This is a genomic window from Bacillus sp. NEAU-CP5 (genome assembly GCF_026420705.1).
Taxonomy (GTDB): Bacteria; Bacillota; Bacilli; order Bacillales; family Bacillaceae; genus Bacillus; species Bacillus velezensis.
Genome location: NZ_JAPMOV010000001.1, coordinates 80,014 through 105,012, shown reverse-complemented (window position 1 = coordinate 105,012; position 24,999 = coordinate 80,014). Strand labels below are relative to the sequence as shown.

General features: G+C 40.8%; 23 protein-coding genes. 15 read left to right on the top strand and 8 right to left on the bottom strand.

Annotation, left to right across the window (positions count from 1 at the left end):
- The first annotated feature begins 27 nt into the window (after window positions 1-27).
- The 6 genes from OTK50_RS00255 to OTK50_RS00230 all read left to right on the top strand — a co-directional run bounded on the left by OTK50_RS00255 (window position 28) and on the right by OTK50_RS00230 (window position 7,315).
- Complete coding sequence (locus OTK50_RS00255) at window positions 28-1,029, top strand: substrate-binding domain-containing protein (RefSeq protein ID WP_077722392.1); 1,002 nt, start codon at window positions 28-30, stop codon at window positions 1,027-1,029.
- A 66-nt stretch (window positions 1,030-1,095) separates the two neighbouring features.
- A complete protein-coding gene (locus tag OTK50_RS00250) occupies window positions 1,096-2,367 on the top strand; it encodes an MFS transporter (protein WP_266121816.1) in 1,272 nt (423 codons plus the stop codon).
- A gap of 118 nt (window positions 2,368-2,485) precedes the next feature.
- Window positions 2,486-3,301 carry a hypothetical protein gene (locus OTK50_RS00245; protein ID WP_266121815.1) on the top strand — a complete coding sequence of 272 codons (816 nt, stop codon included), beginning with the start codon at window positions 2,486-2,488 and terminating at the stop codon, window positions 3,299-3,301.
- The gene (locus tag OTK50_RS00240; RefSeq protein ID WP_044801495.1) at window positions 3,298-3,906 is read left to right on the top strand and encodes a DUF4166 domain-containing protein; all 609 of its coding nucleotides are present in this window, start codon (window positions 3,298-3,300) and stop codon (window positions 3,904-3,906) included. Before OTK50_RS00245 ends, OTK50_RS00240 begins: the two co-directional genes overlap by 4 nt.
- Entirely contained in the window at window positions 3,900-5,528 is a 1,629-nt protein-coding gene (locus tag OTK50_RS00235; RefSeq protein ID WP_224224317.1) for a YndJ family protein, read from the top strand. The genes OTK50_RS00240 and OTK50_RS00235 overlap by 7 nt, the downstream gene beginning before the upstream one ends.
- Window positions 5,529-6,712: 1,184 nt before the next feature.
- On the top strand, window positions 6,713-7,315 hold the full coding sequence (locus OTK50_RS00230) for a hypothetical protein (RefSeq protein ID WP_101670441.1): 603 nt from the start codon (window positions 6,713-6,715) through the stop codon (window positions 7,313-7,315).
- Between the two features lie 120 nt (window positions 7,316-7,435).
- Here OTK50_RS00230 and OTK50_RS00225 read toward each other — a convergent pair whose 3' ends face one another.
- The gene (locus OTK50_RS00225) at window positions 7,436-7,771 is read right to left on the bottom strand and encodes a hypothetical protein (RefSeq protein WP_031379082.1); all 336 of its coding nucleotides are present in this window, start codon (window positions 7,769-7,771) and stop codon (window positions 7,436-7,438) included.
- Window positions 7,772-8,011: 240 nt separating this feature from the next.
- Between OTK50_RS00225 and OTK50_RS19895 the strand changes: the two genes are divergently transcribed.
- From OTK50_RS19895 to OTK50_RS00210, 4 genes are all read left to right on the top strand, one after another.
- A complete protein-coding gene (locus tag OTK50_RS19895; RefSeq protein ID WP_219622380.1) occupies window positions 8,012-8,155 on the top strand; it encodes a putative holin-like toxin in 144 nt (47 codons plus the stop codon).
- Between the two features lie 363 nt (window positions 8,156-8,518).
- Window positions 8,519-9,616 carry a Rap family tetratricopeptide repeat protein gene (locus OTK50_RS00220; protein WP_224224319.1) on the top strand — a complete coding sequence of 366 codons (1,098 nt, stop codon included), beginning with the start codon at window positions 8,519-8,521 and terminating at the stop codon, window positions 9,614-9,616.
- Complete coding sequence (locus OTK50_RS00215) at window positions 9,613-9,753, top strand: hypothetical protein (protein WP_224224320.1); 141 nt, start codon at window positions 9,613-9,615, stop codon at window positions 9,751-9,753. Before OTK50_RS00220 ends, OTK50_RS00215 begins: the two co-directional genes overlap by 4 nt.
- A gap of 172 nt (window positions 9,754-9,925) precedes the next feature.
- Complete coding sequence (locus tag OTK50_RS00210) at window positions 9,926-10,204, top strand: hypothetical protein (RefSeq protein WP_224224321.1); 279 nt, start codon at window positions 9,926-9,928, stop codon at window positions 10,202-10,204.
- Window positions 10,205-10,681: 477 nt separating this feature from the next.
- Here the strand turns inward: OTK50_RS00210 and OTK50_RS00205 are convergent, their stop codons facing one another.
- Entirely contained in the window at window positions 10,682-11,470 is a 789-nt protein-coding gene (locus tag OTK50_RS00205) for a hypothetical protein (RefSeq protein ID WP_224224322.1), read from the bottom strand.
- 310 nt (window positions 11,471-11,780) lie between these two features.
- Here OTK50_RS00205 and OTK50_RS00200 point away from each other — a divergent pair, with 310 nt between their 5' ends.
- The 4 genes from OTK50_RS00200 (at window position 11,781) to OTK50_RS00185 (ending at window position 15,242) form a co-directional block, all read left to right on the top strand.
- Window positions 11,781-12,140, top strand: coding sequence for a lactococcin 972 family bacteriocin (locus OTK50_RS00200; RefSeq protein ID WP_130570945.1), 360 nt, complete (start codon window positions 11,781-11,783; stop codon window positions 12,138-12,140).
- A 96-nt stretch (window positions 12,141-12,236) separates the two neighbouring features.
- Window positions 12,237-14,402, top strand: a complete 2,166-nt coding sequence (locus tag OTK50_RS00195) for a DUF1430 domain-containing protein (RefSeq protein ID WP_224224323.1) — start codon at window positions 12,237-12,239, stop codon at window positions 14,400-14,402.
- The gene (locus OTK50_RS00190; protein WP_130570943.1) at window positions 14,399-15,019 is read left to right on the top strand and encodes an ATP-binding cassette domain-containing protein; all 621 of its coding nucleotides are present in this window, start codon (window positions 14,399-14,401) and stop codon (window positions 15,017-15,019) included. Before OTK50_RS00195 ends, OTK50_RS00190 begins: the two co-directional genes overlap by 4 nt.
- Window positions 15,020-15,032: 13 nt before the next feature.
- The gene (locus OTK50_RS00185; RefSeq protein ID WP_032858823.1) at window positions 15,033-15,242 is read left to right on the top strand and encodes a bacteriocin-like WGxF protein; all 210 of its coding nucleotides are present in this window, start codon (window positions 15,033-15,035) and stop codon (window positions 15,240-15,242) included.
- Window positions 15,243-16,110: 868 nt separating this feature from the next.
- Here OTK50_RS00185 and OTK50_RS00180 read toward each other — a convergent pair.
- The gene (locus tag OTK50_RS00180) at window positions 16,111-17,247 is read right to left on the bottom strand and encodes a choline esterase (protein WP_224224324.1); all 1,137 of its coding nucleotides are present in this window, start codon (window positions 17,245-17,247) and stop codon (window positions 16,111-16,113) included.
- A 243-nt stretch (window positions 17,248-17,490) separates the two neighbouring features.
- Complete coding sequence (locus OTK50_RS00175) at window positions 17,491-18,990, bottom strand: cellulase family glycosylhydrolase (RefSeq protein ID WP_224224325.1); 1,500 nt, start codon at window positions 18,988-18,990, stop codon at window positions 17,491-17,493.
- Window positions 18,991-19,449: 459 nt separating this feature from the next.
- Between OTK50_RS00175 and OTK50_RS00170 the strand changes: the two genes are divergently transcribed.
- Entirely contained in the window at window positions 19,450-19,761 is a 312-nt protein-coding gene (locus OTK50_RS00170; RefSeq protein WP_224224326.1) for a DUF4870 domain-containing protein, read from the top strand.
- A gap of 49 nt (window positions 19,762-19,810) precedes the next feature.
- Here the strand turns inward: OTK50_RS00170 and OTK50_RS00165 are convergent, their stop codons facing one another.
- The 4 genes from OTK50_RS00165 to OTK50_RS00150 all read right to left on the bottom strand — a co-directional run bounded on the left by OTK50_RS00165 (window position 19,811) and on the right by OTK50_RS00150 (window position 24,926).
- Window positions 19,811-21,211, bottom strand: a complete 1,401-nt coding sequence (locus tag OTK50_RS00165) for a sensor histidine kinase (RefSeq protein ID WP_101670431.1) — start codon at window positions 21,209-21,211, stop codon at window positions 19,811-19,813.
- 2 nt (window positions 21,212-21,213) lie between these two features.
- On the bottom strand, window positions 21,214-21,921 hold the full coding sequence (locus OTK50_RS00160; protein ID WP_059367382.1) for a response regulator transcription factor: 708 nt from the start codon (window positions 21,919-21,921) through the stop codon (window positions 21,214-21,216).
- Window positions 21,922-22,064: 143 nt separating this feature from the next.
- Entirely contained in the window at window positions 22,065-23,336 is a 1,272-nt protein-coding gene (locus OTK50_RS00155; protein ID WP_224224327.1) for a glycoside hydrolase family 30 beta sandwich domain-containing protein, read from the bottom strand.
- A gap of 51 nt (window positions 23,337-23,387) precedes the next feature.
- Window positions 23,388-24,926 (bottom strand): glycoside hydrolase family 43 protein, encoded by a 1,539-nt coding sequence (locus OTK50_RS00150; RefSeq protein WP_224224328.1) that lies wholly within the window; start codon window positions 24,924-24,926, stop codon window positions 23,388-23,390.
- Window positions 24,927-24,999: the final 73 nt, after the last annotated feature.

Sequence of the window (24,999 nt, the reverse complement as noted above, 5' to 3'; positions counted from 1 at the left end):
AAAATGAAGACAGACGGGGATGAGTCTATGAAAACCATTACAATTTCTGATGTGGCGAAATATGCAAACGTATCTAAAAGCACCGTATCTCAATTTTTAAACCAGCGCTATGATTATATGAGCGAGAAAACGAAACAAAAAATAGAAGCGGCCATTCAAGAGCTGAACTATCAGCCGAATTTTGTCGCCCGCAGCTTAAAACAGAAATCAACATTTACGGTAGGTGTGGTGGTGGCTAATATTCTTCACACCTTTTCCACTCAGGTCATCAGGGCGGTGGAAGACTATTTTCATGAACAAGGATTTCATATTATTGTCTGCAATGCGGATGATGAACCGGAAAAAGAAAAGAAATATATTGAAATGCTCAGGGCCAAGCAGGTGGACGGAATTATTATTTTTCCGACGGGCGAAAATCTCTCTTTATATGAAAAGATGAAACGCGATACGTTTCCGGTTGTGTTTATGGACAGAACCATTGAAAAACTCGGGATTCCGACAGTGATGCTTGATAACCATCATGCAGCCGGTCTTGCCGTTGACCGGTTTATCGAGAGCGGCATTAAGAGAATCGCGATTATTACGACGTCCATTATTCGGGAAATCAGTCCGAGGGTAGAAAGGATTGAAGGGTATAAAAAGGCGCTTGACCGCCACGGAATGATGGTGCGGAACGAATATATCAAAACAGCCGATGCGGCTGATATTTCCAATGTTTTGTCAGAGCTGTTCTCCCTTCAGGAGCCTCCGAAAGCGATATTGGCGGCAAACGATATTGTTCTTGTTGAGGTGCTGAAGTATATGAAGGAGCATGATATGACAATTCCTGATAAGGCAGCCGTCATCGGAATTGATGAAGTTCCTTTTGCGGGTTTTTTTACTCCTCCGATTACGACGATCGTCCAGCCTGCGGCAGAAATGGCGCGAAAAGCGGGAAGCCTTCTTCTTCGCCAGATACAAGAAAAAGATAGCGGTGAAAAACGGATTCACCGCTATAAACCGGCGCTTCTCGCAAGGCAATCCGGATAACCGGTTTCATTGCATAAACCGGTTTACTCCGGCAATTTAAATTATGAAATAAGAGGGAGGGATTTTATGTTCTCAAAGGATAGATTCCCTATTATTCTTCTTTTATTTTCAGCCGGGGTGATTAACTATTTAGACCGCTCAGCGCTGTCTATTGCAGCGCCGTTCATACAGCAGGATCTCACATTGTCTGCAACCCAAATGGGGCTGATTTTCAGCAGTTTTTCTGTCGGATACGCTGTGTTTAACTTTCTCGGCGGTGTTGCATCTGACCGGTACGGGGCTAAATTGACATTGTGTACGGCGATGATCGTTTGGTCTCTTTTCAGCGGGGCGGTTGCGCTTGCTTTCGGATTTGTAAGTCTTTTGATTATCCGTGTTTTATTCGGTATGGGCGAGGGGCCGCTGTCGGCTGCCATAAGCAAAATGGTCAACAATTGGTTTCCTCCGTCTCAGCGCGCCACGGTCATCGGCCTGACAAACAGCGGCACGCCGCTCGGCGGAGCGATTTCCGGCCCGATTGTCGGGATGATTGCTGTGGCATTCAGCTGGAAGGTTTCCTTTGTCCTGATCATGATCGTCGGTTTAGTCTGGGCGTTTATCTGGTTTAAATTTGTCAAAGAACGGCCGGCACAGACGGAAGACGCCCCGGCAATGAAAGCGGCGATTCAATCGCATGAGCAGCATATCCCGATGACCTTTTATTTGAAACAAAAAACGGTTCTCTTCACGGCTTTTGCCTTTTTCGCCTACAATTACATCTTATTTTTCTTCTTAACATGGTTTCCGAGCTATCTGGTGAAAGAACGCGGTTTAAGTGTTGAATTTATGAGCGTGGTGACTGTTATCCCCTGGATCCTTGGATTTATCGGTTTGGCGGCAGGCGGAATGATTTCTGATTATGTATACAAAAAAACCGCCGGAAAAGGAGTTTTGTTCTCACGGAAAGTCATTCTTGTCACTTGCCTGTTCGCTTCCGCTGTACTGATCGGATTTGCCGGACTTGTTACCACTATCGTAAGTGCCGTTATTCTCGTTGCTTTATCAGTCTTCTTTTTATATATAACGGGCTCTATCTATTGGGCGGTGATTCACGATGTGGTTGATCAAAGGAATGTCGGGTCAGTCGGCGGCTTTATGCATTTTCTTGCAAACACGGCCGGTATTATCGGGCCTGCTTTAACCGGCTTTATCGCGGATAAAAGCGGATCATTCTCAGGGGCGTTTTTGCTTGCAGGCGGATTAGCTGTTTTGGCCTCGGCTGCGGTAATCCGTTTCGTGCGTCCGATTATCATTCAAACAGTTTCAGAAGATAAAAAAGACACGATACCTTATTCATAAGTCATCAAAGTCATTGAGGCTGTCCTGCCGATAACGGGATGGCCTTTTCGTTCTGCCGTTTGACCTGTTCCTATGATAATATAGGAATTGTTTACATAAGAAGGGAAGAGGAGGGAGCATGAAACAGAAGCCGATATATGTCGAAATCAATATTGCATCTGATATAGAAACGCTTTGGGAATATACGCAAAACCCGCATCTTCATAAGGAATGGGATCTGCGTTTTTCTGACATTACATATCTTCATAGGCTGCCAGATGAACCGCAGAGATTTCTATATGAAACACGAATCGGTTTTGGGCTGAAGGTATCCGGCACAGGCGAATCAATAGGTGACATAAGGCCTCGCTCGTCAGAAAGAGCGTCTTCGCTCGCTTTTGCCTCTGATCATCCGCTGTCACTTATAAAAGAAGGCAGGGGCTACTGGAAGTATATAGAGCGGGATAACGGACAAACCTCATTTTTGACTCAATATCAATATGAAACGGCCCGCGGTCTGCCGGGAAGTTGGATAGACCGGTTTTTATTTCGTCCTCTGCTAAGCTGGGCTACCGCATGGAGTTTTGATGCGTTGCGGCTTTGGATAGAACAAAACAGACATCCGAAGATATCAGTCCGTTCCGGGTTTGTCTATGTCTTTATGTGTCTCGTATTCAGTCTGTATTGGTTTTTTCAAGGATTTCATGATGGCTGTGCCGATGCAGAGATCGTGAGGGGAGCGCTGGAGACAGGGTTAGGGGTATTATGGCTGCTTCCCATGCGGAGAAAGTGGCTGATTCACGCCGGGCAGTCAGTCTTCTTTTGTGTAACGGCACTGTTATATTCCGGCGGCGGATTCGTGATCTCATTAGGAGTGCTTACGATAGCCGGCATGATTCTTAAGCTCAAGCTGCCGAGCGCCTGGCATACAAAACGAAAGAGAGAAGTGAAATGACGGATTCAATGTATGAAAAAGCGATTACTCATTATCAATCACTGCACCCGATGCTGCAGAAACGGTACAGATTTGACGAATCACGCACGTTTTGCGGAGAAGGCGTTATGTCAGAAATAAAGGGAGGTTCTTTTCTTGTCAGAATGCTTTTAAAGACAGGTGTTTTTTTCAGATGTTTTTTCTCAGAGAGGGGAAACGATATCCCTTTCACTATCGAAAACAAAAATAGGCAAAATGGCGTGGAATGGAATCGTACCTTTTTCTTTAAAGGCAAAACGCGTTTTTTTGATGCGGTTATGGAATATGATGAGCGGGAAAACAGAATTCTTGATTACTTCGGCAAACCTCACATCCTACTGTCTGAACTGCATTTAGAAGCGTCTTCAGAAGGAGGGCTTGTTATTACATCCGGAAGGCAGTGGCTCCTGATAGGCGGAAAGAAAATCCCGCTTCCGGCATGGCTGTGCGGCAGTTCAACCGTTTACGAGGCTTATGATGAGGAAATGAATTGCTTCAGCATAAAGGTTCATGTGAAAAACCGGATACTCGGCACTCTTTTCTCTTACCGGGGGACTTTCCGGGAAACAGAGGGAGAAACATGCTGAAGCGTCATCTCATGGTAAGCGTGATTTGCTTTTTGGGATTTGCGGCGGCTGAAGCTCCGCATATATCAGCTGCTGAGACGTTTGTTTTATTTTCCGTACTTTTTTTCGTTCCCGCTGTATTCGATTTTGCTTTTCAGCCGTCAAAGACCTTAGAGAATGTGTTATTACGGAGTTATCCTGTTGCCGCTTTATGTGCGGTGCTTGCGCTTGTCACAGACTTCAGTTTTTTTGCCTTTGTGTGGCTCATTTATACGCTTGGGCTGGCACTGTATGCTGTCTGGCGGCTGATGAAAACAAATATTCACAGAACAGAAGAGATATCTGTTATGGCGGGTTTCATCTATTTGGCCGGGGGCGGATTCTGGTTCTTCGCATATGTCCTTGAGATTCCCGTCATGAATTTCGGCCCGCTTATCGTTCTGCTGACGGCGGTGCACTTTCACTATTCCGCTTTCCTCATTCCGATCTTTAACGGATTGCTCGGCAGGATCATACGGGAGAAACGCGAACTTTACCAGTGGAGCACGGTCATTATTTTGATTTCGCCGATCCTTATTGCCTTGGGGATTACATTTTCAAAGACACTTGATGTGATTGCTGTCGCTCTGTATCTGGCGGGTCTGTATGTAAATGCATATCTCGTCTTTACGGCGCCGTTTGTTACGAAAACAGGAAGGATCTTGATCAGGAGTTCTTCGGCTGTGTTAATGATCACAATTGCTTTTTCTTTGATATATTCGTACGGTGTCTGCCGCGAGGAGGCAACGCTCACGATCAGCCAGATGATTTGGATTCACGGGGCCGTCAATGCATTCGGCGTTATCCTGCCGGCTTTGGCGGGGTGGAGGTTGGAAAATCCGAGACCGTTTGATGAGGGCAGTGAAAGAACGTTCAGCCGTATTTACGGGAAGAGAACGATAGGCAAAGAATTTTTGACTGATATTCATGCAGCAAATGACATCCATTATACCGGCCTTCTGGATCAGCTGAGAGAACTGCATTCTGAAGACTTTTCAACTGAAAAACTGGCGCCGGCCGTTATTTCCTTTTATGAAGAGACAATTGATTATGACATCATGGCAAAAGTGACGTGGAGCAGATGGTTTCGTCCGTTCGCGCGCATGTACGAGCCGTTCAGCAGAAGAGCGGGGCAGATTCACCTGTCCATGAATCCGGATTGGTATATCATGCACAGTGATATTATAGGAGTTGACTCTGACAAAGATGGCAGAAAAAATGTCCGTGCGTGGATCAGAACAAATGAAAAGCAGGAAACCGTTTTTACTGCGCTGTATTCAGCGTACAGGTCAAAAGGGGAAGGATACATGAATATCTCTCTTCCGCTGCCGTACGGCCAAATGACGGGCATTTTAAAACCTTATGCGCGTAAGCAGAATCTTGTTTTGACAAGCAGACGGCGAAAAAGCGGAGCGGGTGATGAAGGGATTTATCTGCAGACGAAATGGGGGGCGTGTCATCTTCCGCTGGCAGAGACATTTCTTATTTCAGCCCAGAGCGAAACCAGCCTGAAGGCCGTTCATCATATGTGGCTGTTCGGACTGAAATTTTTAACTGTGCATTATCGGATCACTTATGCTTCCGCGGGTAACCGAAGCAAGTAACAAGCTGCAGAGCCGTCTGATCATCAGGCGGATTTTTCTCATCTACATGGGTTATATTCACCATTTTATTTGCGAGCTATTTTGCGGCGGATGACAAGAAAGGAGTCATCCGCTGGATCTCATTTATTCTCGTGTTAGCTCAGCTGTCAGGGATGAGCATGAGCGGTTATTTGTCAGTGAATGAGGATGGGACGCGGCATTTTGGATCGGGAGCGGCCTCGGTCTTTGCCTGTCTTTCATGATTCGCGAAATGAAAACGACCGCAAAGATTCCTGCAAGTGCGAAAACTGGGTAACATTAAAGCTGTTTTATTTACTCGCAGCTGTTTTTATTTTTATCATTCCTTTTACCGTCAGCCCGATGGCGCTTTATGTGGTTCAGGTTTTAATAGGTTTTTCACTCGGCATTATTTTTTCTTTGCTGCTTGGAATGTCGATTGAGTCTGTTCCGGCAGACATGAGAGCAACATCGATGGGCATACCAGGCGCTTTATGCACTCGGTATTTTCGGAGGACCTTTGGCCGAGGGATTTTTTAATGATTGGCTGGGGCTCAGAGCCGGATTTTATTTCGCGGCAGTGCTTGGGCTGGCGGCTGTCATACTTGCTCAGCTCATATGTGGGGAGCCGATGCGAAAAAATCGTCGGAAAAATGCAGGGAAGATGCGGCAAAGTATTATCAGACCTGATTTTTTTATATACTTGCCTAAAGAAATGATCTCATTGCGAATAAATTTCTCTTCCGTCTCAATAACTAAAGTAAATTTAGTTATTGAGACAAATAATTCATGCCGTCAAATCACATCACCAAGCACATTGATACATAGATTATAAGATCAAAAACAAGCATTTACAGGAGAGAGTACCTCTCAAGATAAATAATTAATGGATTAATTGTTGTATTTTGGATAATTATAGGGTAAATTGGTAGTGGAAGAACAAACATAAGGAGGGGTGATTTGATGATAAAGCGTAATTCAAGAAACACAAGAGCCTAATGGCATCTTTGGCAAAATTCTGACTCTAAAAGTTCGTAGCTGGCCCGTAATAGGGCACAGGAAGAAACTCTCCTAGAAATAACTGGCCTCAAACATTTAGACACCACGAAATAGCTATCAAGCTAAAATCTAACTTCATCAATAAGAACAAACATAAATAACCCGAAAATGGAAGGAGTATGTTTAATATGAAGGTGCATTTTAAATTCTGGTCAATTGCGTTTGTTTTAAGTATTGTTCTTTATGGAATTATCGGGACAGGCCAAGCACATGCCGCCCAAAAAGACAATGCAACCACAGATATCACACTCGATGCTAAGAAAGAAGAGGTAGCTTCTCAAATAAAAATCTATGATGAAGAAAATAATCAGATTCATCCTTACACGTTGAAGGAATTAAAAGATACGATCAAGCTACAGGAAGAAATGCCGTTGGATGCCTCATTTCATGCTTTATATTCAACATATACAAGCAAAGCCTTTAGTTTCAAATATAATTTTTCCATTGGTGGAGGAACATACGGGAGAGCATTTAAAAACCCTGGTACTTTGTTGATTACACCGCAAGGAACTGCAAAAAAGTTCTCGGTAGTAGCAAAGTATGACAATGGGAAAGGTGGAGTAGGGGGCCAAGCAGGGAAAGTATCATTACCCGGCGGATGGACAGGCCAGATTCATATGAACTGGACTCATTTGAAAAGAGGAAAAAGCTATCACTTTAACTTTATTAATGACAGCAGCAGTGATGTAACTGTGAAAATTAAGGAAGTAATTGTGTGGTATAACTGGTAAAGAAGAGCAGGCCCTTTAGGGCCTGCTTTAATTATAGGAGGCTAATAAGCGTCACAGGAAACCTCTGAATACAAAAAAAGAAACCCTTTTGCCTTGTCGGGTTTCGGAACACACAGTCTTTTATTGCTTTGTATCATTTAAATATTTTTGATGTTCCTTTTCCAAGACTTTTCTATCCTCTTTAATAACTTCGATTTTGTATTTCTCTTTTACGTCTTCAGACAAATTGTCATTTAAATATTCTCGCAGCTTCGTCTCGCTTTTGGTTTTATCCATTCCAATTGAAATAACCGGATCTGTTTCTCCGATTCCGTAGCTGACCAATCCGAATTTCTCCCAAGCATTGTCTAACACTTCATCTGGTGTTTTTTGATTACCGTTTACTGCATATAGAGCAATACTAAACATGAATAAAGAAGAGGCTACAACTAAGATTCCAACTACTGTTTTTTTCATCTGTTCCTCCTTTTTCTTGAAAAGTAAATATATATCTCTTAATCCAAAGTATATCATAGGTTATTTTGATGGCAAAGTCACACCCTACCTCAAAATTTTAAAGAACTGAAACGGTGGGATGAAGAAGTTGCTATAATAGAAGAAAGAAGTCAATTCAGATAAAGTGGAGTTAGCAATAGATCGGCTTTTCGTAGGGGCGTTCGGCTCACCTCCATATCTGGAAAGAAGGGAGGTGAGAATATGGCAGTAGAAAGCGCACTTGGATTGATGTTTCAATTCGGAATCCTCATTGTAGGGATTCTAACGCTTGCCTATAGTTTCTCAAACAAAAAAAGTAAGAACGCCCCAGACTCCTACATCTTGGCGTTCCCACTCATAAACTAGACTTTTGGAAAAAAGCCGACTCCCTTGCAGGAGCTATTCTATTGCCGATCGGAGATGTTACCAGCATCTTCGATCTTTTTTATTGTATGCTCTTTCTGTGTATTATATTCACAATATCATCAGAAAGGAGAAATATAATCATGTAATGCTTATTGAATCTATACTGATTGTATCTTTTCGTTGACCGAAAATCAACCGCAAAGATGTGAAGAATACGTTTCCATTAATTAGAATTGTGATAAAATATTAGGTGACGACAAATGAATATGACGCACATCTGATTGGGACTTCTGAAAAAGATTATGAAATAGTACGCATAATCTAAAATCAAAATTCTGAATATTTAAAGAAAGGATGAGGAAGGTGGAAACCAAAAAGATAGAGTTTGAAAAGGTTGCCCAAAGTCTTAATGAATGGTATACAGTTATCAAGCAAAACAATATCCCTAAAGCAACAGCAATGAGGGAAAAAATTGTTAAAGCATTACCTGACATGGAAGAAAATCAGAATGTGCTGCTGTACTTCAATCTCATAGATTCACGATTTAAACTCATGACAGAAAACTATAGGGAATCAGGTCATCTACTTGGAAAAGCAGATTATGAAACATGTACAGATGACATGATTCAATATTATTTTTATCTCTTTAATGGCCTGTATAACTTCTATCAGAAGGATTTTATCGAAGCAATTAACTTTTACAAAATCGCTGAAAGCAGACTCAGCAAAGTACCCGACGAAATAGAGAGGGCAGAATTCCATTATCAAACTGCGATTGCCTACTATGAAATTCGCCAGAACTTTTTCTCGCTCAACCATGCTGAAAAAGCGCTAGAAAGTTTCAGAGCAGTCGATAATTACATCAATCGTGTAATCAAATGCACCATGCTCTTTGCCATGAATAAAGTTGACCTTCAGCAATGGGAGCAAGCGATCAGTTTGTATAAAAACGCAATACATATCGCTCAAAAAGTTAAAGACGGGCTTTCAGAAGGTTTAGGGCATTTTAATCTAGGTGTATGCTATGAAAGACAGGAACGCCTTGAATTAGCCAAGGAAAGCTTTTTAAGGGCTTTGGATATTCCTGAACATTGCGATTCCGTCTATTCCATTCGCTCAATGTACATGTTGAGTCGTGTTTTTTACAAATTAGGATCAATTGAATCAGCGCGGGTATGGAGAAGTAAAGCACTTGCATATGCTGATAAAGTAAACGAAGAAGTATACAGGGCAAAATTGAACCTCATATACTTTGTATACGATGCGACTGATCATGAGTCCTTTGATTTGAATATGAATGTACTGAAGGGAAAAAACTTGTGGTCGGATGTCGCTGACCTGTCTCTAAATGCAGCATTGTATTACAAAAAGCAGGAAAACGCTGATCTGTCATCTAAATACTTTGAGGAAGCTTGTACTGCTAAGGATAAAATAATAAAGTTTACGGAGGCGTTGTCATGAAAAAACGTACTGTTTTAATTACTGTTGCTATTCTCGGACTGCTTCTTGTGTCAGGAAATGATTATGGGAAAAAAGAAAACGGATGGCTCGGCATATCAAACGGTTTCCAAACAGCCGAAAATGGAGCACTGGGATAAGAAGAAAAACGGATAAAAAGATCGCTGATAAAAGTATTTTAAGCCGGCCAAAGTGCCGGTTTTTTAATGAGAGAATGTCAGCTGCCAACCTTTATGTTAAAAGCCTTAATTAAGGGCTTATTTTTTGGACACTGATGAGTGAAAACTGCGAACATGAAAGGAGAGCTTATATATGAGTGCATCTAAAGAGCTTTATGCTTCTATGGGATGGAGTGAGCCGAAAAAGAAAGAAGACCCAATTTTTAAAGTCGGCCAACGGTTTACAATAAATTACGGATTTCAAAAAAACCTGAAAGGAACTTGGGAAATCATAAATGTCAGTGACTCTCCACACTATGAATGTGTTAAATTTTTAAAAAACGGCAAGCTTTCAAAAGGAGAAAACTTAAACTGCAAAAGACACTTTTATGTATCATGCATAAAGCAAGCACTCGAACATTCAAAACTTTAAACAAGCATAAGAGGAGAGAAAAACAATGATTCAAGAACAAAGGTACATTAAACGAGTTATATGGTGAGGGAAAATACGAGTTTGAATACATCGCACAAGGCAAAGATGCTTGTTTATGCTTGGTATCAGCTCAAAATCGATTTGAGCTAGTTCGGCTGCATAATCAAAAGGCGGAAATACAAGTTAGCATAGATGCCAAATTCAATCCTAAGAAAATCAGGACAGATATCAAGTTAGTTATTTTTTTCACTCCATATGTTTTTGATTGCCTAAAAGGGACGTTGTACTCTTTACAATATTTATTTGTTTGCTGGCTTCCTGCATGTCTTTCAGTGAAAGGTGTAAGAGCTATAACAGCATCACTAATCTGCACTCCATTTTCATCACCTTTTAATAACTGATGATTGATGCCGGCTGAACCGAATATTTTTTTGGGATTTTCCTGTGGACTCGACTGCCCCCATTATTGTTACAGTTTTATCCTTCAGCTTTCCCTAAAAGGGTCTGAAGGAGCAGCAGCCTTTTCAGAGGATTCTTTCTTTGTAGATTTTGAAGATGAAGAAGGACTGGCAACAAACGATTGCGAAGAAGGGTTAGGTTATGTCTCCATGCAATCTGTAATTTCTCTTCTGATACAAGGTAGGCTACATCTACGATTGAACCCTCAGTCAAATTAAATTTTTCTTTTGTGTAATCGTTAATAAATAGGCTTTTCTCCTTACCGTCTATGTGAATAGGACCATCCAAAGCGCTTTGTTGTACAATTAGTTGATCATTCACAGCTTCTACAATGCAGTATCTAAATTCTCTTCTATCTGGTTCAATCCCATCTATATTGATTTTTTTGTAAAGCGAAAAATCATATCTTCCATCAACCTCTGTAGGATCAACTTGAATGATATCACCTGAAGCTATTTCAAGATCCCGAATTACGGTTTCTGGAATAAACAAAGAGGGGTGTGACTCTGAAAGTGATTGAAGTTCTCCGCCAACTGCTTTTCTTTGAAATTCATAAAGTGATTGGTTAACTATTTCATCTTTTTCATTAGTTGAGCTTTGATCGTTTTCGACAGATAATGTTTCCTCGACAGTCTGACTCTCAGGATCAGGGTCTTTATTTTCTAACGGCTGAATCCTTTGTAATATATCAAGCAACTCTAATCTTTCCTCAATCATTTGTTTTGATTGGGAAAAGTTATGCTTGTCTAACTCTTCAGCTATGCATTTCACTTCACTTTGAACAAAATTAAAGAGTTCCTTATACATAAAAGCACCTCAGTTTATGATTACTTATATCATATAGGAAGTTGATTTAACCCTCAAATAGCTATAAGACACGGTTTGGGAAGAGGAGAAGGTTTTGGGCTATTACGATTAAACCTCTTGTATTCTATCAGTACATGTTAACAAGAATTATGAGTCTATCAAGCTCTGATTTGTCCATTATCTATATCCATTTTCCAAATAAATGCAAATATATTGTAATATTATCAAAATTATCATTGTAAACACTTTCTCAATATGGTAATTTTGATTTGTAATACCAAATAAACCCTAATTGGAAGGAGAGATTTCAATGAAAAAGAAGGTTCTTGCTTCAATTGTATTAGGTATAGGTTTACTAGGAGGACAAGCTGCTTTTGCTAGTCAGTCGAACGATGTCAATCACGGGGAAGTTAATTTGGACGAAACAAGAGATTTAATGAGCGCCATGAAGCTTGATAAATCAACACCGGGCGGTGGTACGTGGTATCATGGCTTCGAAAAAGGCCAAGTTCATTCCAATTACAATCATAAGAAAAAGACTCACAAATCGAGTGCTGCGGCTGGAGCAAGATTCTATGAAACTAGATGGAATACAAAAAATGAAGGGTATACTTACGCTTCTGTATATGAAGCCCTTTTCGGAAACAAGGCTTTTTGGGATACAAAATAAAGAAAACGATAGCAAAGTGATTTTTTAATTTTTCTTCCGGTGTGGTCAAACTTGAATACAAGTCAGCACCGGATTTCTTTTTATGGAGGCTGTCCAATGAAGAAAACAATCTACATATTGTTCATTTTGGTTTTGCTCTCAATGAATATGTCAAGCTATCATTACACTCTTAACAAACAAATCTATTACACTTTATTCTCCAATAAAGAAGCATTGATAATCAATTATACTTCAGAATTTAAAAGTGAGGACTTTGTAAAGAGATTGGTCGCCTTCTCAAAAGAAAACAAAGTGAACATTTCTCAATACAATTTCTTGGATGAGAAGAGCTTAAACATCTATTCTACAAACTCTGAAAATGAACCATCAATACATAACGGCAATAAAATTGTGTCAAATTTTCTAAGAGGCCATTCAGAGCAGAAGATGATCGGCAGCATTACTTTTCCACTTTCGACATGGAAAATCAGATATTTTGATTTCAATCAAATAAAGAATATAGGCATAGGAAGCAAATTTTACATTTCTTCTAAGGATTATAAGGTATTGAAAAAAGCCCAAAATCTTTTTGCTGACTATGGTGAAGTAAGTTTTGATGACATCACTGAGAATACTGCTTTTATGTTTAACAAAACTTTACTTATGCTAGTGTTGCTCTCTATGCTGATTTTGTTTATTGGTGTCCTCTATTTTGTAATTAAAAATCGAAAAAGACTTCTGCTGCAAAAGTTATGGGGGTATTCCAAAGTTAAAACACTGCTTTCTTACCCAGCAATGTTTTTGAAGCCTCTAATTATAATCATATTTTGCGGCGCAATTATTGTGGCTTTGCTAGCCTTTTCTTTCAGTTTAAATGACTGGTTGGCTGCATATCTTAGAATTTACATTAGAAACGCGGTGATTGGCGCGCTCATCATGATGGTATACACCATCATGGTTACCCTCGTCTTGTATAACAACAGCGACATTAGTGGCTCGATCAAAGGCAGCACACCGATTAAAAAATTCCAATGGTTATCTGTAGGCTTTAAAATTGTTATCACGATATTGCTTTTCAATATTGTTGCGTTTTCACTTTCTAACTTATTCGATCTCAAACAGCAGCTTGATAATCAATCATACTGGAAAAAGACACAAAACACTTATAAAACAAGCTTTGCATATACCGGGATAGACTATAGTGATTTAAAATTAGACAGGGAGAAAAATGTTAAAGTACGAGCGTTGTATCATCAATTAGAGAAGCATAAAAATGCGTTCGTCATTGATGCACATAACTATGCTGTACTAAGGAAAGATGGAAAAAAACCTGTTTATTTTTACACCTTAAATACGACAAAGAAAAATGAAATTTACTCTCCTTCTGGACGAAGCATTATAATCAGCCCTAATTATTTAAAGGTGAATCCCATTATCGGCGCTAATGGGGAAGCCATAAGCCAAAAGCAATTAAGGGTTGATTCAAATACATTGAACCTGCTTGTTCCACAAAAGTATGAAAAATATAAAGAAAAAATAATAGCTGCATACAGGGATCACTTTTTCTTTGACAAAGTTGAATTAGATAATATGTATAACAAGGAGATTAATCAACCTTTAAACACCCTCAAAAAAGATGAATTGAAAATCAACATCATTTATACTAAAAATAGGCAGGAGTATTTCACCTTTAATAGTGAGTTTGGGGATGCCGGCAATAAAAATAACATTGTTGATCCAATAGCTGAAATTTTCACGGACAACGTTGATCCATCTGTTATAGGGGCTTACTCAACCTCAAGTTTATTCTTTTCAGATTCTTCAAAAGGCATGGCGTATGACCGCATAGTTCCTTATTTGGAGAAGACCAATACGAGAGATCTAATTGATTCATCAATTTCGGTTTATCAAGAACTAAGCGACGGTATAGCAAGAATTCAGAATCAATTCTTGCAGAATTTAATTGGACTAACAATAACAGTTATCCTGTCCATAGCCTTTCTTGTTGCTTATATTTGGTCGTATTACAGCGCAAATGCATATCGGCTGTACCTTAAAGAGCTTTTTGGATATTCATATTGGGCCAGAAATAAAAATTTAATCATCTTTTCCCTTTTAACCAATTGCCTTATAGGTTTAGGATGCAGTATTTATTACAAAATCTTTGAATTAACAATTTTCATCGCGCTGTTTATTGTAATCGAGCTGCTTATTCTTTATTTCCTGAGTGTCTATTTAAACAAGAAAAACATGCATAAGATCTTAAAAGGAGATAGAATATGATTACACTCAACAACATATCAAAGATGTTTGATGAAAAACCTGTTCTTTCGAATTTCTCTCTTCAGATAAAAGAAAATGAATTTGTTTCAATTGTTGGTAAGAGCGGTTCAGGGAAGACTACCCTGCTAAATATCATAGGTCTTCTTGATACTCCACACTCAGGAAATGTTGAAATTTTAGGCTTTCGAAATCCTAAACCTACAGAGGTGATGAAACTAAGGAGAGAAAACTTAGGGTATATCTTTCAAAATTACGTGCTTATGGACAATGAAACAGTATTAACAAATTTACAGCTTTCGACGGCTTATGCAAAAGACTTTAAGAAAGAAAAGTTGACAGAAGCTTTAGAAATGGTTGGCCTGGATAAAAGCTTTTTAAAGAAAAAGGTTTATCAACTGAGTGGCGGAGAGCAGCAGCGTGTAGCTATCGCAAGAATTATTTTGAAACCTTGTGATATTATCATGGCTGATGAACCGACAGGAAACTTAGACGAGCATAATAAAAACATTATTTTGTCTTTATTTCATCAGTTAAAAGGCATGGGGAAAACGATTATTTGTGTTACTCATGATCAAGAAATCGCCAATGGTTCGGATAGAGTGATCAATCTTTCATAAGGAGAGGTTTAAATTGAAACACATTGCTTTTGCATTATCGGCAAGCATCCTGGTCATTATTGCCGGAGTGGTACACAGAATCATTTTTAGAGTGTTTGGCTTCCCATTTGATCAGGCTATCTTCTTTTGGGGCGGATTCGTTGTTGTTTATTTTGTGTTAGCTCTGCTTTCTTCTTTACTTTTTAGGAATTTAGGTTCAAACAGCAGAAACTACGAAGCTTAATAAAGTCTTAATGCATCCTCACCAAGCAGTCAAGAAGGTGACATGTTGTCTAGAAGAAAAGACCGGCCCAGCACGCCGGTTTTTTTTATGTAAGCACATTTGCAAAGAGGATCGCTATCAGAAGCCCTCCGAAAAGTTTCAGAATTCAAGAATGGAAAAGAATTGACATAATTTTGTATTTTTTCCGAAAGTAATACTCTCATCTGCAAAATATGACAAATTTCCCTCTTGCAAGGTGATAAAATCAGATTGCCTGCTAAGTGAGTAAGCAGCAGGCAACAAATCAAAAGGGGGCAATAAATGTTAAAAAGTAAATTCAAGAAGATAGCAGGAGCTACAGCACTGGTGGGGCCTTGCTAGTATCTGGAGTACAAGCAAGCAGCTGAGGCAGCAACTAAACCAGGAAATTTAATCCCAATTCGAAACAAACAATTTGATGATAAGGTTGAAGAATACAGATGGCTTGGTGTTGGTAATGATACTGTAAGAATTTTCTTTAGAGACAGTGAAGGAAAATATTATTGGGAAGATTTTGAGTGTGTAACTACAGAAGGCGGAGTTTGTTATGTATATGAATGAAGATGTCTTATTCATAATATATACTGAAGATAAATCGTAATATGTCCTATTTTTCTTATTCTGTCTCATCAACTAAGTATACTTAAGATAACGAGACAGAATTTTCATCAAAGATTTAACTTCCTAGAATATATATTATGTAAACTAGAAATTGTGAAGAGAATATAAAAGTGGATTTATATTCTAAGAGCATCCCCTTTTTGTAAGGTAATATTAAAAAACCTCTACGTCCTTAATAAATTAAATTGGTCATAAAGGTTTTTCAGTTTGAGTATTTTAATCGGTTATGTCACTTGTTGCTGGTCTTCTTGATCAAGTCCACGCCATCGTATGCCAGACTTTCCACACTTGCAGCCTTCTGCAGTATGTAATGATCAAAAAAGTTCTTCGTATAGTCTGTAACAAGATTTCGCATCTCCGTGGCATCCCGTTCGCCTCTAAGTTCCTCATTCACACTGGTAAACACGATGTCGCAGTAATCTAAATGCGCAGCACGATCAACAGAGAAATAATAGGTATCCATGCTATTGTTAGCGCCAATGATCGCATTCATGTTATAGTTCGGTTCAGAAAACAGCAGCAAAAAGGGTTTCTTAAGGTCACTGCCCTGAAGGCCGAACGCTCCGCTATCTAAGCCAATCCCGCAGGCGAACCGGTCGTCGTCCCGGCAAACAATCGCCGTCGTAGCCCCTCCATAAGAATGTCCGACTATGCCCATACCGATGTCAAGCAACAATCTGCCCTTAAAGATGGAATTCAGCTCTCCAGAGTCCAATTTGACAAGATAATCGGCTACATACCTTACATCTTCTGCCTGTAATTCACTATACTCTGTTAACTTGTCAAGTATCGGCAGTGTAAGCACGTTTTGGCACATCTCAATGGCAGTTTCATCGTCAGGACGCATCTCCATCTTACCAGCCAACGCCATCATCTCCGGATCTTCAGAAAACGCCATAATAATATCCGAAAAATCCTTTGATATATTAAACAGGCGCCCATCTTTACGCTTATACATCGTGCTATTCTGATGGCCGATGCTTACCACAACATATCCCATGCTTGCCAAGTCTGTACAGATCACTGTACCCCATTCTGGAGAACCGCCCCCGCCGCAAACATAAAATAACACCGGATAGCGTTTTTCCTTCCCGGAGAGAGCAAGGCCGTCGTAACATTGGGTCTTGATATCTATAGTGTAAGCATCCTTCAACGCAGTGAGAAGCGGCTGCTCATCAAGCATTTCGCAGACTTCAGGAAACATGTACGTTGATGTAGTCTTCCCTTCGCTGCTGTCGGACGGATAGTACACAAACGCCGTCAGTTCTCTTTTTGTATGATCTGGTGCCGTGTACTCAAAATCTATCTGGGTTCGGCCGACAGTATAGCCGCCAATTGGCTCTGGAAACGCGTCATACCTTTTCATTCTCTTGTTCCCCCTTAAGTAATAAAAGTTTCGGATGTGAAATACATACATTGCGCTACAAACTTTTTCATTACATCATATGTTCAGTGAATCATAGCTACTCCTTGGCTTTCTTGAGATTGCTAACAACATTTGTACAGGCCCATATACTGTTTCAGAGTTTCATCCGCCACGTAAACCTCCATGTATTGCTGTTTAAGATGATAAAAGCGGACATCGTTGCTGATGTCCGCCTAAAGCTTACTAATTGGGTTCTGCTCCCCAAATCAGTTTTCCTTGATGATATAATGTGATTTTTTTCGTTGTTTTAAACGTATTTGATTGGAAAAAGGAATAATCACCGCTTTGTGCATAATGGCTCCAGTCATCGTTGTGAAGACGAAGCTGAATATTCCCTGTGCTTGCTCCCGGTGACAGCGTTCCTTTTTTAAACCCCAGTTCCAGATAGGTATCTGCACCTTGCTTAGGTTTATGCAGCGTCACAAATTTGTGGGTCAGATTGCCGCATCCAATCTGCGCGTAGTCACAGTCAAAGTTTTGGCCTTTGTTTTTCGCGTTATACCAGTAACGGGCAGTGACATCTTTTAAATCAACCGTCGTATTCCCGTTATTTTTTATGTGAAGCTGCGGGCGGATTTGGTTGCTGTTCACACTCCCATCCCCTGCTTTGTATTGTACAGAAACGCCTTTTTCCTGTGTGGGATTATCTTGTGCTGGCGTTTCAGGGCCGTCCTTCGTTGAATCTTTGTTGCCGCGAATGTTTTCTCTTACGAAGGTTCCTGAAGCAGTTAAATCTGACAGCGGCCAGCCGCCTGTTTTAGATGCTCCAGGCTTTAACGCTGAGGATGATTCCTGCTTATCAGAAAGATTCCAGTTCACCCAGCTGATTTTCTTGCTGTCGAGATAATTCAGCCATTCCCGCGACTGGTCAAGGAATACACCGCCATTTCCAGACGCGTCGCTTGTTCCCCATTCCGTCACGAAAATAGGCGCTCCTTTACTGAGTGCATAGTTTGCTTTATCCCGTAAAGATTGGCCGTGTGTGCCGGCATAAAAATGAAGCGCGTACATGACGTTTGCATCTTTTAGCTGGCCATCGGCAGCATCATTCACATCCTGGCTCCATGTACCGGTTCCGACAATGATGGGATTGTCGGGGTCATTTTTGCGGATAACGGAAATCACTTCTTCCGCATACGGTTTAATATCACGCTTCCAGTTCACGTCACCGTTTGGTTCATTTGCAATTTCATAAATGACGTTTGGCGTGTTTCCGTAAAGACTTGACATCTCCTTGAAAAATTCTTTTGCCTTCTCTTTATTTTGGTTTGGGTTGCCGTCATTTAAGATATGCCAGTCAATGATGACATATATCCCAAGTTCTTTTGCTGTTTCAACTGCTTCTTTCACTTTGTTTTTCACAGACGGGTTGTCAATATAACCGCCGTCTGCCGTATACATTGCCGCGCGGAAAACGGTGATGCCCCAATCGTCTCTCAGCCATTTTAAGCTGTCTTTATTGACGAAATCGCCATACCATTGCAATCCATGTGAACTGATCCCTTTCAATTGTACCGCTTTGCCATCTCGGTTTACGAGCTGTGTACCTTTTATGCTAAGCTGACCATTCTTGGCTACTGGCGTTTTTGTCCCTGCTGCTGATGCCGGCGAAGGCAGCAAGCCGCCCATTGTCAATACCGCAATCAATAAATACGTAATAAAAATAGAAATTGACCGTTTCATATCTGATCTTTTCCTCCTTCGCATCATTTTGGCTCTTTCTTATGAGCTCGAACTCATTGTAAAAATCTTTCTTATGATTGTCTATCAACCTAATTTCTTGTTTTTGGGAGGTGTAAAAGCCTGTCAATTTGCTCTATCTCTATTGAATAAGACACACCTGACACATATAGTACAAAGAAAACCGGACTGAATCGGGACTTTACACGTCATTTTTCAATCGAATCGAAAAATTAAATTTATTTCCAACGTAGACACGCTGAATGTGATGAGTCTCAATATGGCATTGTATCTTATGATTGCTGTAAGAGGACGATCCCTTATCTGTACTGGTTAATTTAAGGTTGATGTAAGGTTCGGATTAATACGGGTTAAGGTTGGAGTTGTACAATAAGATTGTACTTCAGTGAGGGATTCAGCCAGAAGAATTCCCCCTTCAATAAATCATAGAGGTGAAAAGGTTTGAGAGAAAATAAAATTTTGTCTTCATTATGTTACTTCAGTATATTTTTTGCGCCGTTTCTGTTTCCGATTATCGTCTATTTCTTAGGTCAGGACGATGTGAAATATCATGCGAAAAAATCTTTATGGACGCATCTGATTCCTTATTTGATTTTTGTAATTGGCATCATCGCTTCAGGTTTACTTGGTATGAATGACATCAGGCACGCCGGGCCTTTCCTGCTTGCGGCGTATGCTGTTACATTCCTTGTGGCGATCTACTTTTTCATTTGGAACATTGTCAAAGGAATCAAAGTGTTTTCGGAACAATAGGAAAAAAAGGTTCTGTTATTGATCAACAGAACCTTTTTTTGTATAGCCATTATGATAATTGTATATCTATCGTTGTCCCTTCTCCCGCGGTGCTTTGAATGGTGATGTCCCCTCCGTGCTTTTGGATAATATCCTTTGCTATGGCCATTCCAAGACCAGAGCCTGCATGCGTCGTTCCTGTATTTGTACCCCTGTAATAGCGATCAAACACTTTTTCCAGCTCCTCTTCTTCTATCCCTTTGCCGTTGTCCTTAATTGTCACATGAGTTCGTTCTTTTTGTTCAAGCTGTACAACGATCTTCACATCAGGATCATTGTGAACGAGGGCATTTAAAATGAGATTCGTGACCGCTCTCCGAATCAATATCGCATCAAGGTTCAGCATCAGCTTTTCCAGGTTCGTTTGAAGTTCAATGGATTTATCCGCATATCTAGAATCGTTTAACATATCAATTAACGTTTCCCGCAGCAGCGATACAAGGTTTACCCGCTCTGTATGTAACATCACATCGTTGTTTTTCAGCCTTGTCGTTAAATTTAAATCTTCCATCACATCTTTCATATAGAGGGATTTACTCTCAATGATCTGGGCGTACTCTCTGATCTGTTCGACTGTGAGATGGTAATTTGGATCTTGGATGATTTCTGCATAGCCTTGAATAGATGCTAATGGTGTTTTAATGTCATGAGAAATATGACTGATCCACTCTTCACGCATTTGCTCTAATTTATCTTTTTCTTTTTTGCTTGAAGATAGTTGTTCCGATAAATGATTGACATTATAGAAGACATCTTTATAAATGCCTTTGGATTTCATTTTGATCGTATAATCTCCATTAGCTAACCGCTGGATTCCTTGAATGACACGGCCGAGCGGTTTTGTGAGCTGCCGGCTGAATAGATAGCCGATGAGTAACGCGATCAATGCATCTATTGATAATAATATGATGGTCCCTGCATTGAACTTCGTCACAAATTCCTTGGTATCATATGAGAGGACATATTTTCCGAGAGAGGGATTTTTAAACCCTATAAAGTAACTGTACTCCTTGCCGTTTACTTTTTTTCCGCCGGCGTAAATGGTTGATAATAATCGTTCATCCTTATATTTATGTAAATTTACAATTTCAATAGGCGTATATTTTTTCTTCAGTCCTTTAGGTTCTCTATCATGATAAACATCCTGTCCGTTTTCATCTAATATTTGAATCCATGCATTCTGCTCTTTTAAAGCTTTTTGGCCCTCTTTGTTTACTGTGATACCATTGTTCGATAACGTGACATATTGTCGGAATGATCTTGTGAAAGTTTCCGGTGTACTTTCTTCGTCATGTTGGCTGTTCGCCTGGAAAACGAGCCAAAACATAAAAATAAATAAATTAATGAAGACTGTAATGATGGTCACGATAATGACAGAGACCATATATCTGCCTGTTAATCGCCAATTCATCCTTACGCATCCTTTACAACAAATTTGTAGCCTAACCCTTTCACAGTGACGAGAAAGTCTGGTTTTGATGGGGTGTTTTCTATTTTCTCACGGAGCCTGCGTATATGAACCATCACCGTGTTGTCAGAACCGAAGAAATCTTCTCCCCATACAGCTTGATAGAGTGTTTCTTTACTGATCACCCGATTGGGATGCTGCAGAAAATAGGTCATAAGCATAAGTTCTTTAGGTGTTAACTCAATAGCCGCTTCATTTTTGGTGAGCTCGGCTTGTTGTTGGTTTAATTCAAATGGTCCTTTTTTTATTACGGTTCCGGTTTGAGAAGGCTGTAAGTAAGAGACCCGTCTCAGCTGCGCTTTGACTCGATATGCAACTTCCTTAGGGCTGAAGGGTTTTGTAATGTAGTCGTCTCCGCCGATGGCAAGTCCTACAATTTTATCCGTTTCCTCCCCCTTTGCAGACAAAAAGATAATAGGAACGTGTGAAATGTCTCTTATTTGCTTGCAGATATCATAGCCTTCACCGTCTGGCAGCATGATATCCAATATCACAAGATCGGGATTTTCTTGATGAAATTGAGCCAATCCGTCACGGGCAGTCGAAGCGGTGATCACGCGATCAATGCCTTCTCTTATTAATACGGTTTTGATCAGTTCTAAAATTTCTTTTTCGTCGTCTATGATTAATACTTTGCTGTGAAGCCGTGACATATATTGATCACTCCTTGAAGTCATTGTCATTATTATACCCAATGTCTGTGTATCGTTAAAAAAATCAACACTTCTATCCCACAGAAAATAAGCCAATTTTCTTTTTCGAGTAAGAAAATTGGCTTATTGCGATGCTGATGCCTTTAACGCTTTACAACAAATGTTGTCACGCTTTGAGCCGGAAGATGGGCCCAAAAATGATTGTCCGTTACTTTGAGATCCGTTCCAGGTTGAAGATTGCTGCTGCTGCTCGTGATCCATCTGGATACTTGCGAAGCAGTTCCATTCTGCAACACAAAGTTTTGGTTGACCCCTGTGTTATTTTTATTAATGGCAACAATCACGACTTTATTGTCTCCTTTATAGGCTGACACGTAAACATTCGGTTCAGGATTTTTCGTTGCATCAATCCTTACATAGCCAGGGCGCACAAATTTTGAGAAATGAGCCATATTGTATCCGCGTTTGCTGATCATCCCATCTTCTTTCATAGGGCCGTATGATCTGCGGATGTACCACCACACATAAGCTTGAAAATCTCCCTCTACCATTGAATGGTGAATATGCTCTGAAACACCTAAAGCCTCAGGCCAGCGATCCGCTGAATTGTTGTCACTATTCGGATAGTATACCTCCGTCATCCATAGCTCTTTCCCTCCTCCTTTTTGTTTGAAAAGAGGATAAGGAAACTGACTGACCTGAGTGCCGTACAGGTGGGTTCCAAGGATATCCATATTCCTAAGCGCCTGCGGATCGTTCAAAATGGGGTCCGATATATTTTTCAGGTATTGAAATGATTCCGGCGCAATCACGCGGGCATTAATGGAACCGGCATTCTCTCTCATGAAACGCAGGATTTCTTGGGGCGTCCACCATGTCCATTCGTGAGCGTAATCAGGCTCGTTTTGCATAGAAATCGCATACAGATTCACACCATTACTCTTCATGAAATTAACGAAATCGTTAAGATGCTGCGCGTATGCGGCGTACTTATCATATCTCAGCCGCTTAGCTGATGTGTCACCATTATGATTGAAAGTCTCAACCATATCGTTTGGCGGATTCCAAGGGGAAGCAAAAACGATTGCTCCATGTTTGATCGCACTCTTTGCAGTCTCCACTTCCTTGTACCAATTGTTTCTATTTTCATCTACATGAATTCTTAAGACCGAAAAACCTAACTGATTCTGTCCATTGCCAAAAGCGGTCTCCCGTTGGGCTGCAGTCAAGTCTCCAATCCAAGCTGGGTGGTTCATTCCTCCAAAACCGCGAATCACTTGTCTATCTGCAGATATATTAACTGTTGCATCACTTGCTGCTGAAACTTCAGTAACTCCCGGTCCTAAGAGCATGACGGGCATCATTGTGAAACATACCAATAATACACAAATTGATTTTTTTACGCTCGACATCATTTTTTCCTCTCTTTCATATGTCTTTTATGGACTTAGAAAACGTACCTTTGCTTATCTTTGTGTAAACTGCCAGTAATCAACGTTAAACAAGTTTCCTGTACCAGTTCCCGTAAATACAAAGAATACGTTGTGAACACCTGTTGCGCCGCTTATCGCAGTTTCTATTTCTCTCCAGGATTGCGTTCCGCCTGTGGAAGGGACATTCAAGGTTCCGACAAGCTTACCGTTTGCACTGTCTAGCCGCACTTCTATTTTCCCGCCAAGAGCGGACGCTACATTTGCTTTAAACGTCCTGGCGCCGCCTGAGCTGAAGTCTGCATTTCCAACAGCAATCCAGTCTCCGTTATGAATGTTTGTGACATGTTGATTATTGACCGGCCCGCCGGGTGCTGAGGATGCCTCTGTCAAAATCCGTCCGTTCCAGGCAAACGTTTCCGCTTCTACCCGGTGATATGGATTCAAGTTGGATAGCTGTTTGACACCTGCAAAATTTGCCGCTACCTCTTGCAGGGAGCCATCTGGATTATGCACAAGCTTATTAATATGGGGAGAACGGTATCCTTTGCCGGCCCCGTAAAGAGCGGAGCTGACAGTTTGAGTATGATACACCACATACCACTCGTTTTTAAAATTGAAAACAGCATGGTGATTGTTCCCGCCGCCTCCGAAAAATGCTCCCGGATTTTTCAGAAAGTGCCCTCTATACGAAAAAGAATCCATAGGACTTGAGCTGGTCATATAGCCAATCTCACCTGGAGGTTTATCGGCCGGGTGCGCGCCCCCGAAATTGATACAATAGGAATAGTAATATTTCCCGTTATACTTATGCATCCCTGAGTCTTCAAACATAAATGGCGCATCAATGGTCGATGCACTTCCAGCAACACTGGTCATATCAGGCCCTAATTTCATGACTCTTGCTGTTTTAGGATTGGCCCATTGCCCCTGCGTTGGATTTGAACCGCCCGGAACGCCTCCGCCGGCATATAGGTAACCGGTACCGTCATCATCTACGAATACTGCCGGATCAAAAAGCCATACAACACCGGACATTCCTGGCGTATTTGGCGTTACCAGCGCTTTTCCGATCGGATCTGTCCATGGGCCGGTCGGGCTGTCTGCGGTGAGAACCCCGATACCTCCGCCGCCGTTTGCGAAATAAAGGAAAAATTTATCCTTACCATTGATCTTTTTCACCGCGGCTGACGGGGCCCATGATGCTCCTGCCCATTTGGCAATCCCCCGGCCGCCATTCGCCCCATTGGCACCCGCTGCGGGAATCGCTCCGTGATCTGTCCAGTTCACCATATCCGCTGAAGATATGACGGATATTTTATTCAAATTGGCAAATGAATTATCCTTAATCGTTCCGTCGCTATTATATTCATAGTCATCGCTTGACATATAGATGTAGACTCTTCCGTTATAGGTCAGCGCAAACGGATCTGCTCCCAAATGATGGTCTATAAGCGGATTTGAATTCCCAACATGTTTTGCAATTGGAGTGCTGGCAGCATACGCAGACTTCCCAGTGAAGCAACTCAATAATAAAGCAAGGACCCATAGGCATACGCAACATTTTTTACACATAACTTAACGCTCCTCCTTTTTCTTTAAATTTAGGGAACTTTTACCATTAGAGAACAAATTGCAGTACCGGCAG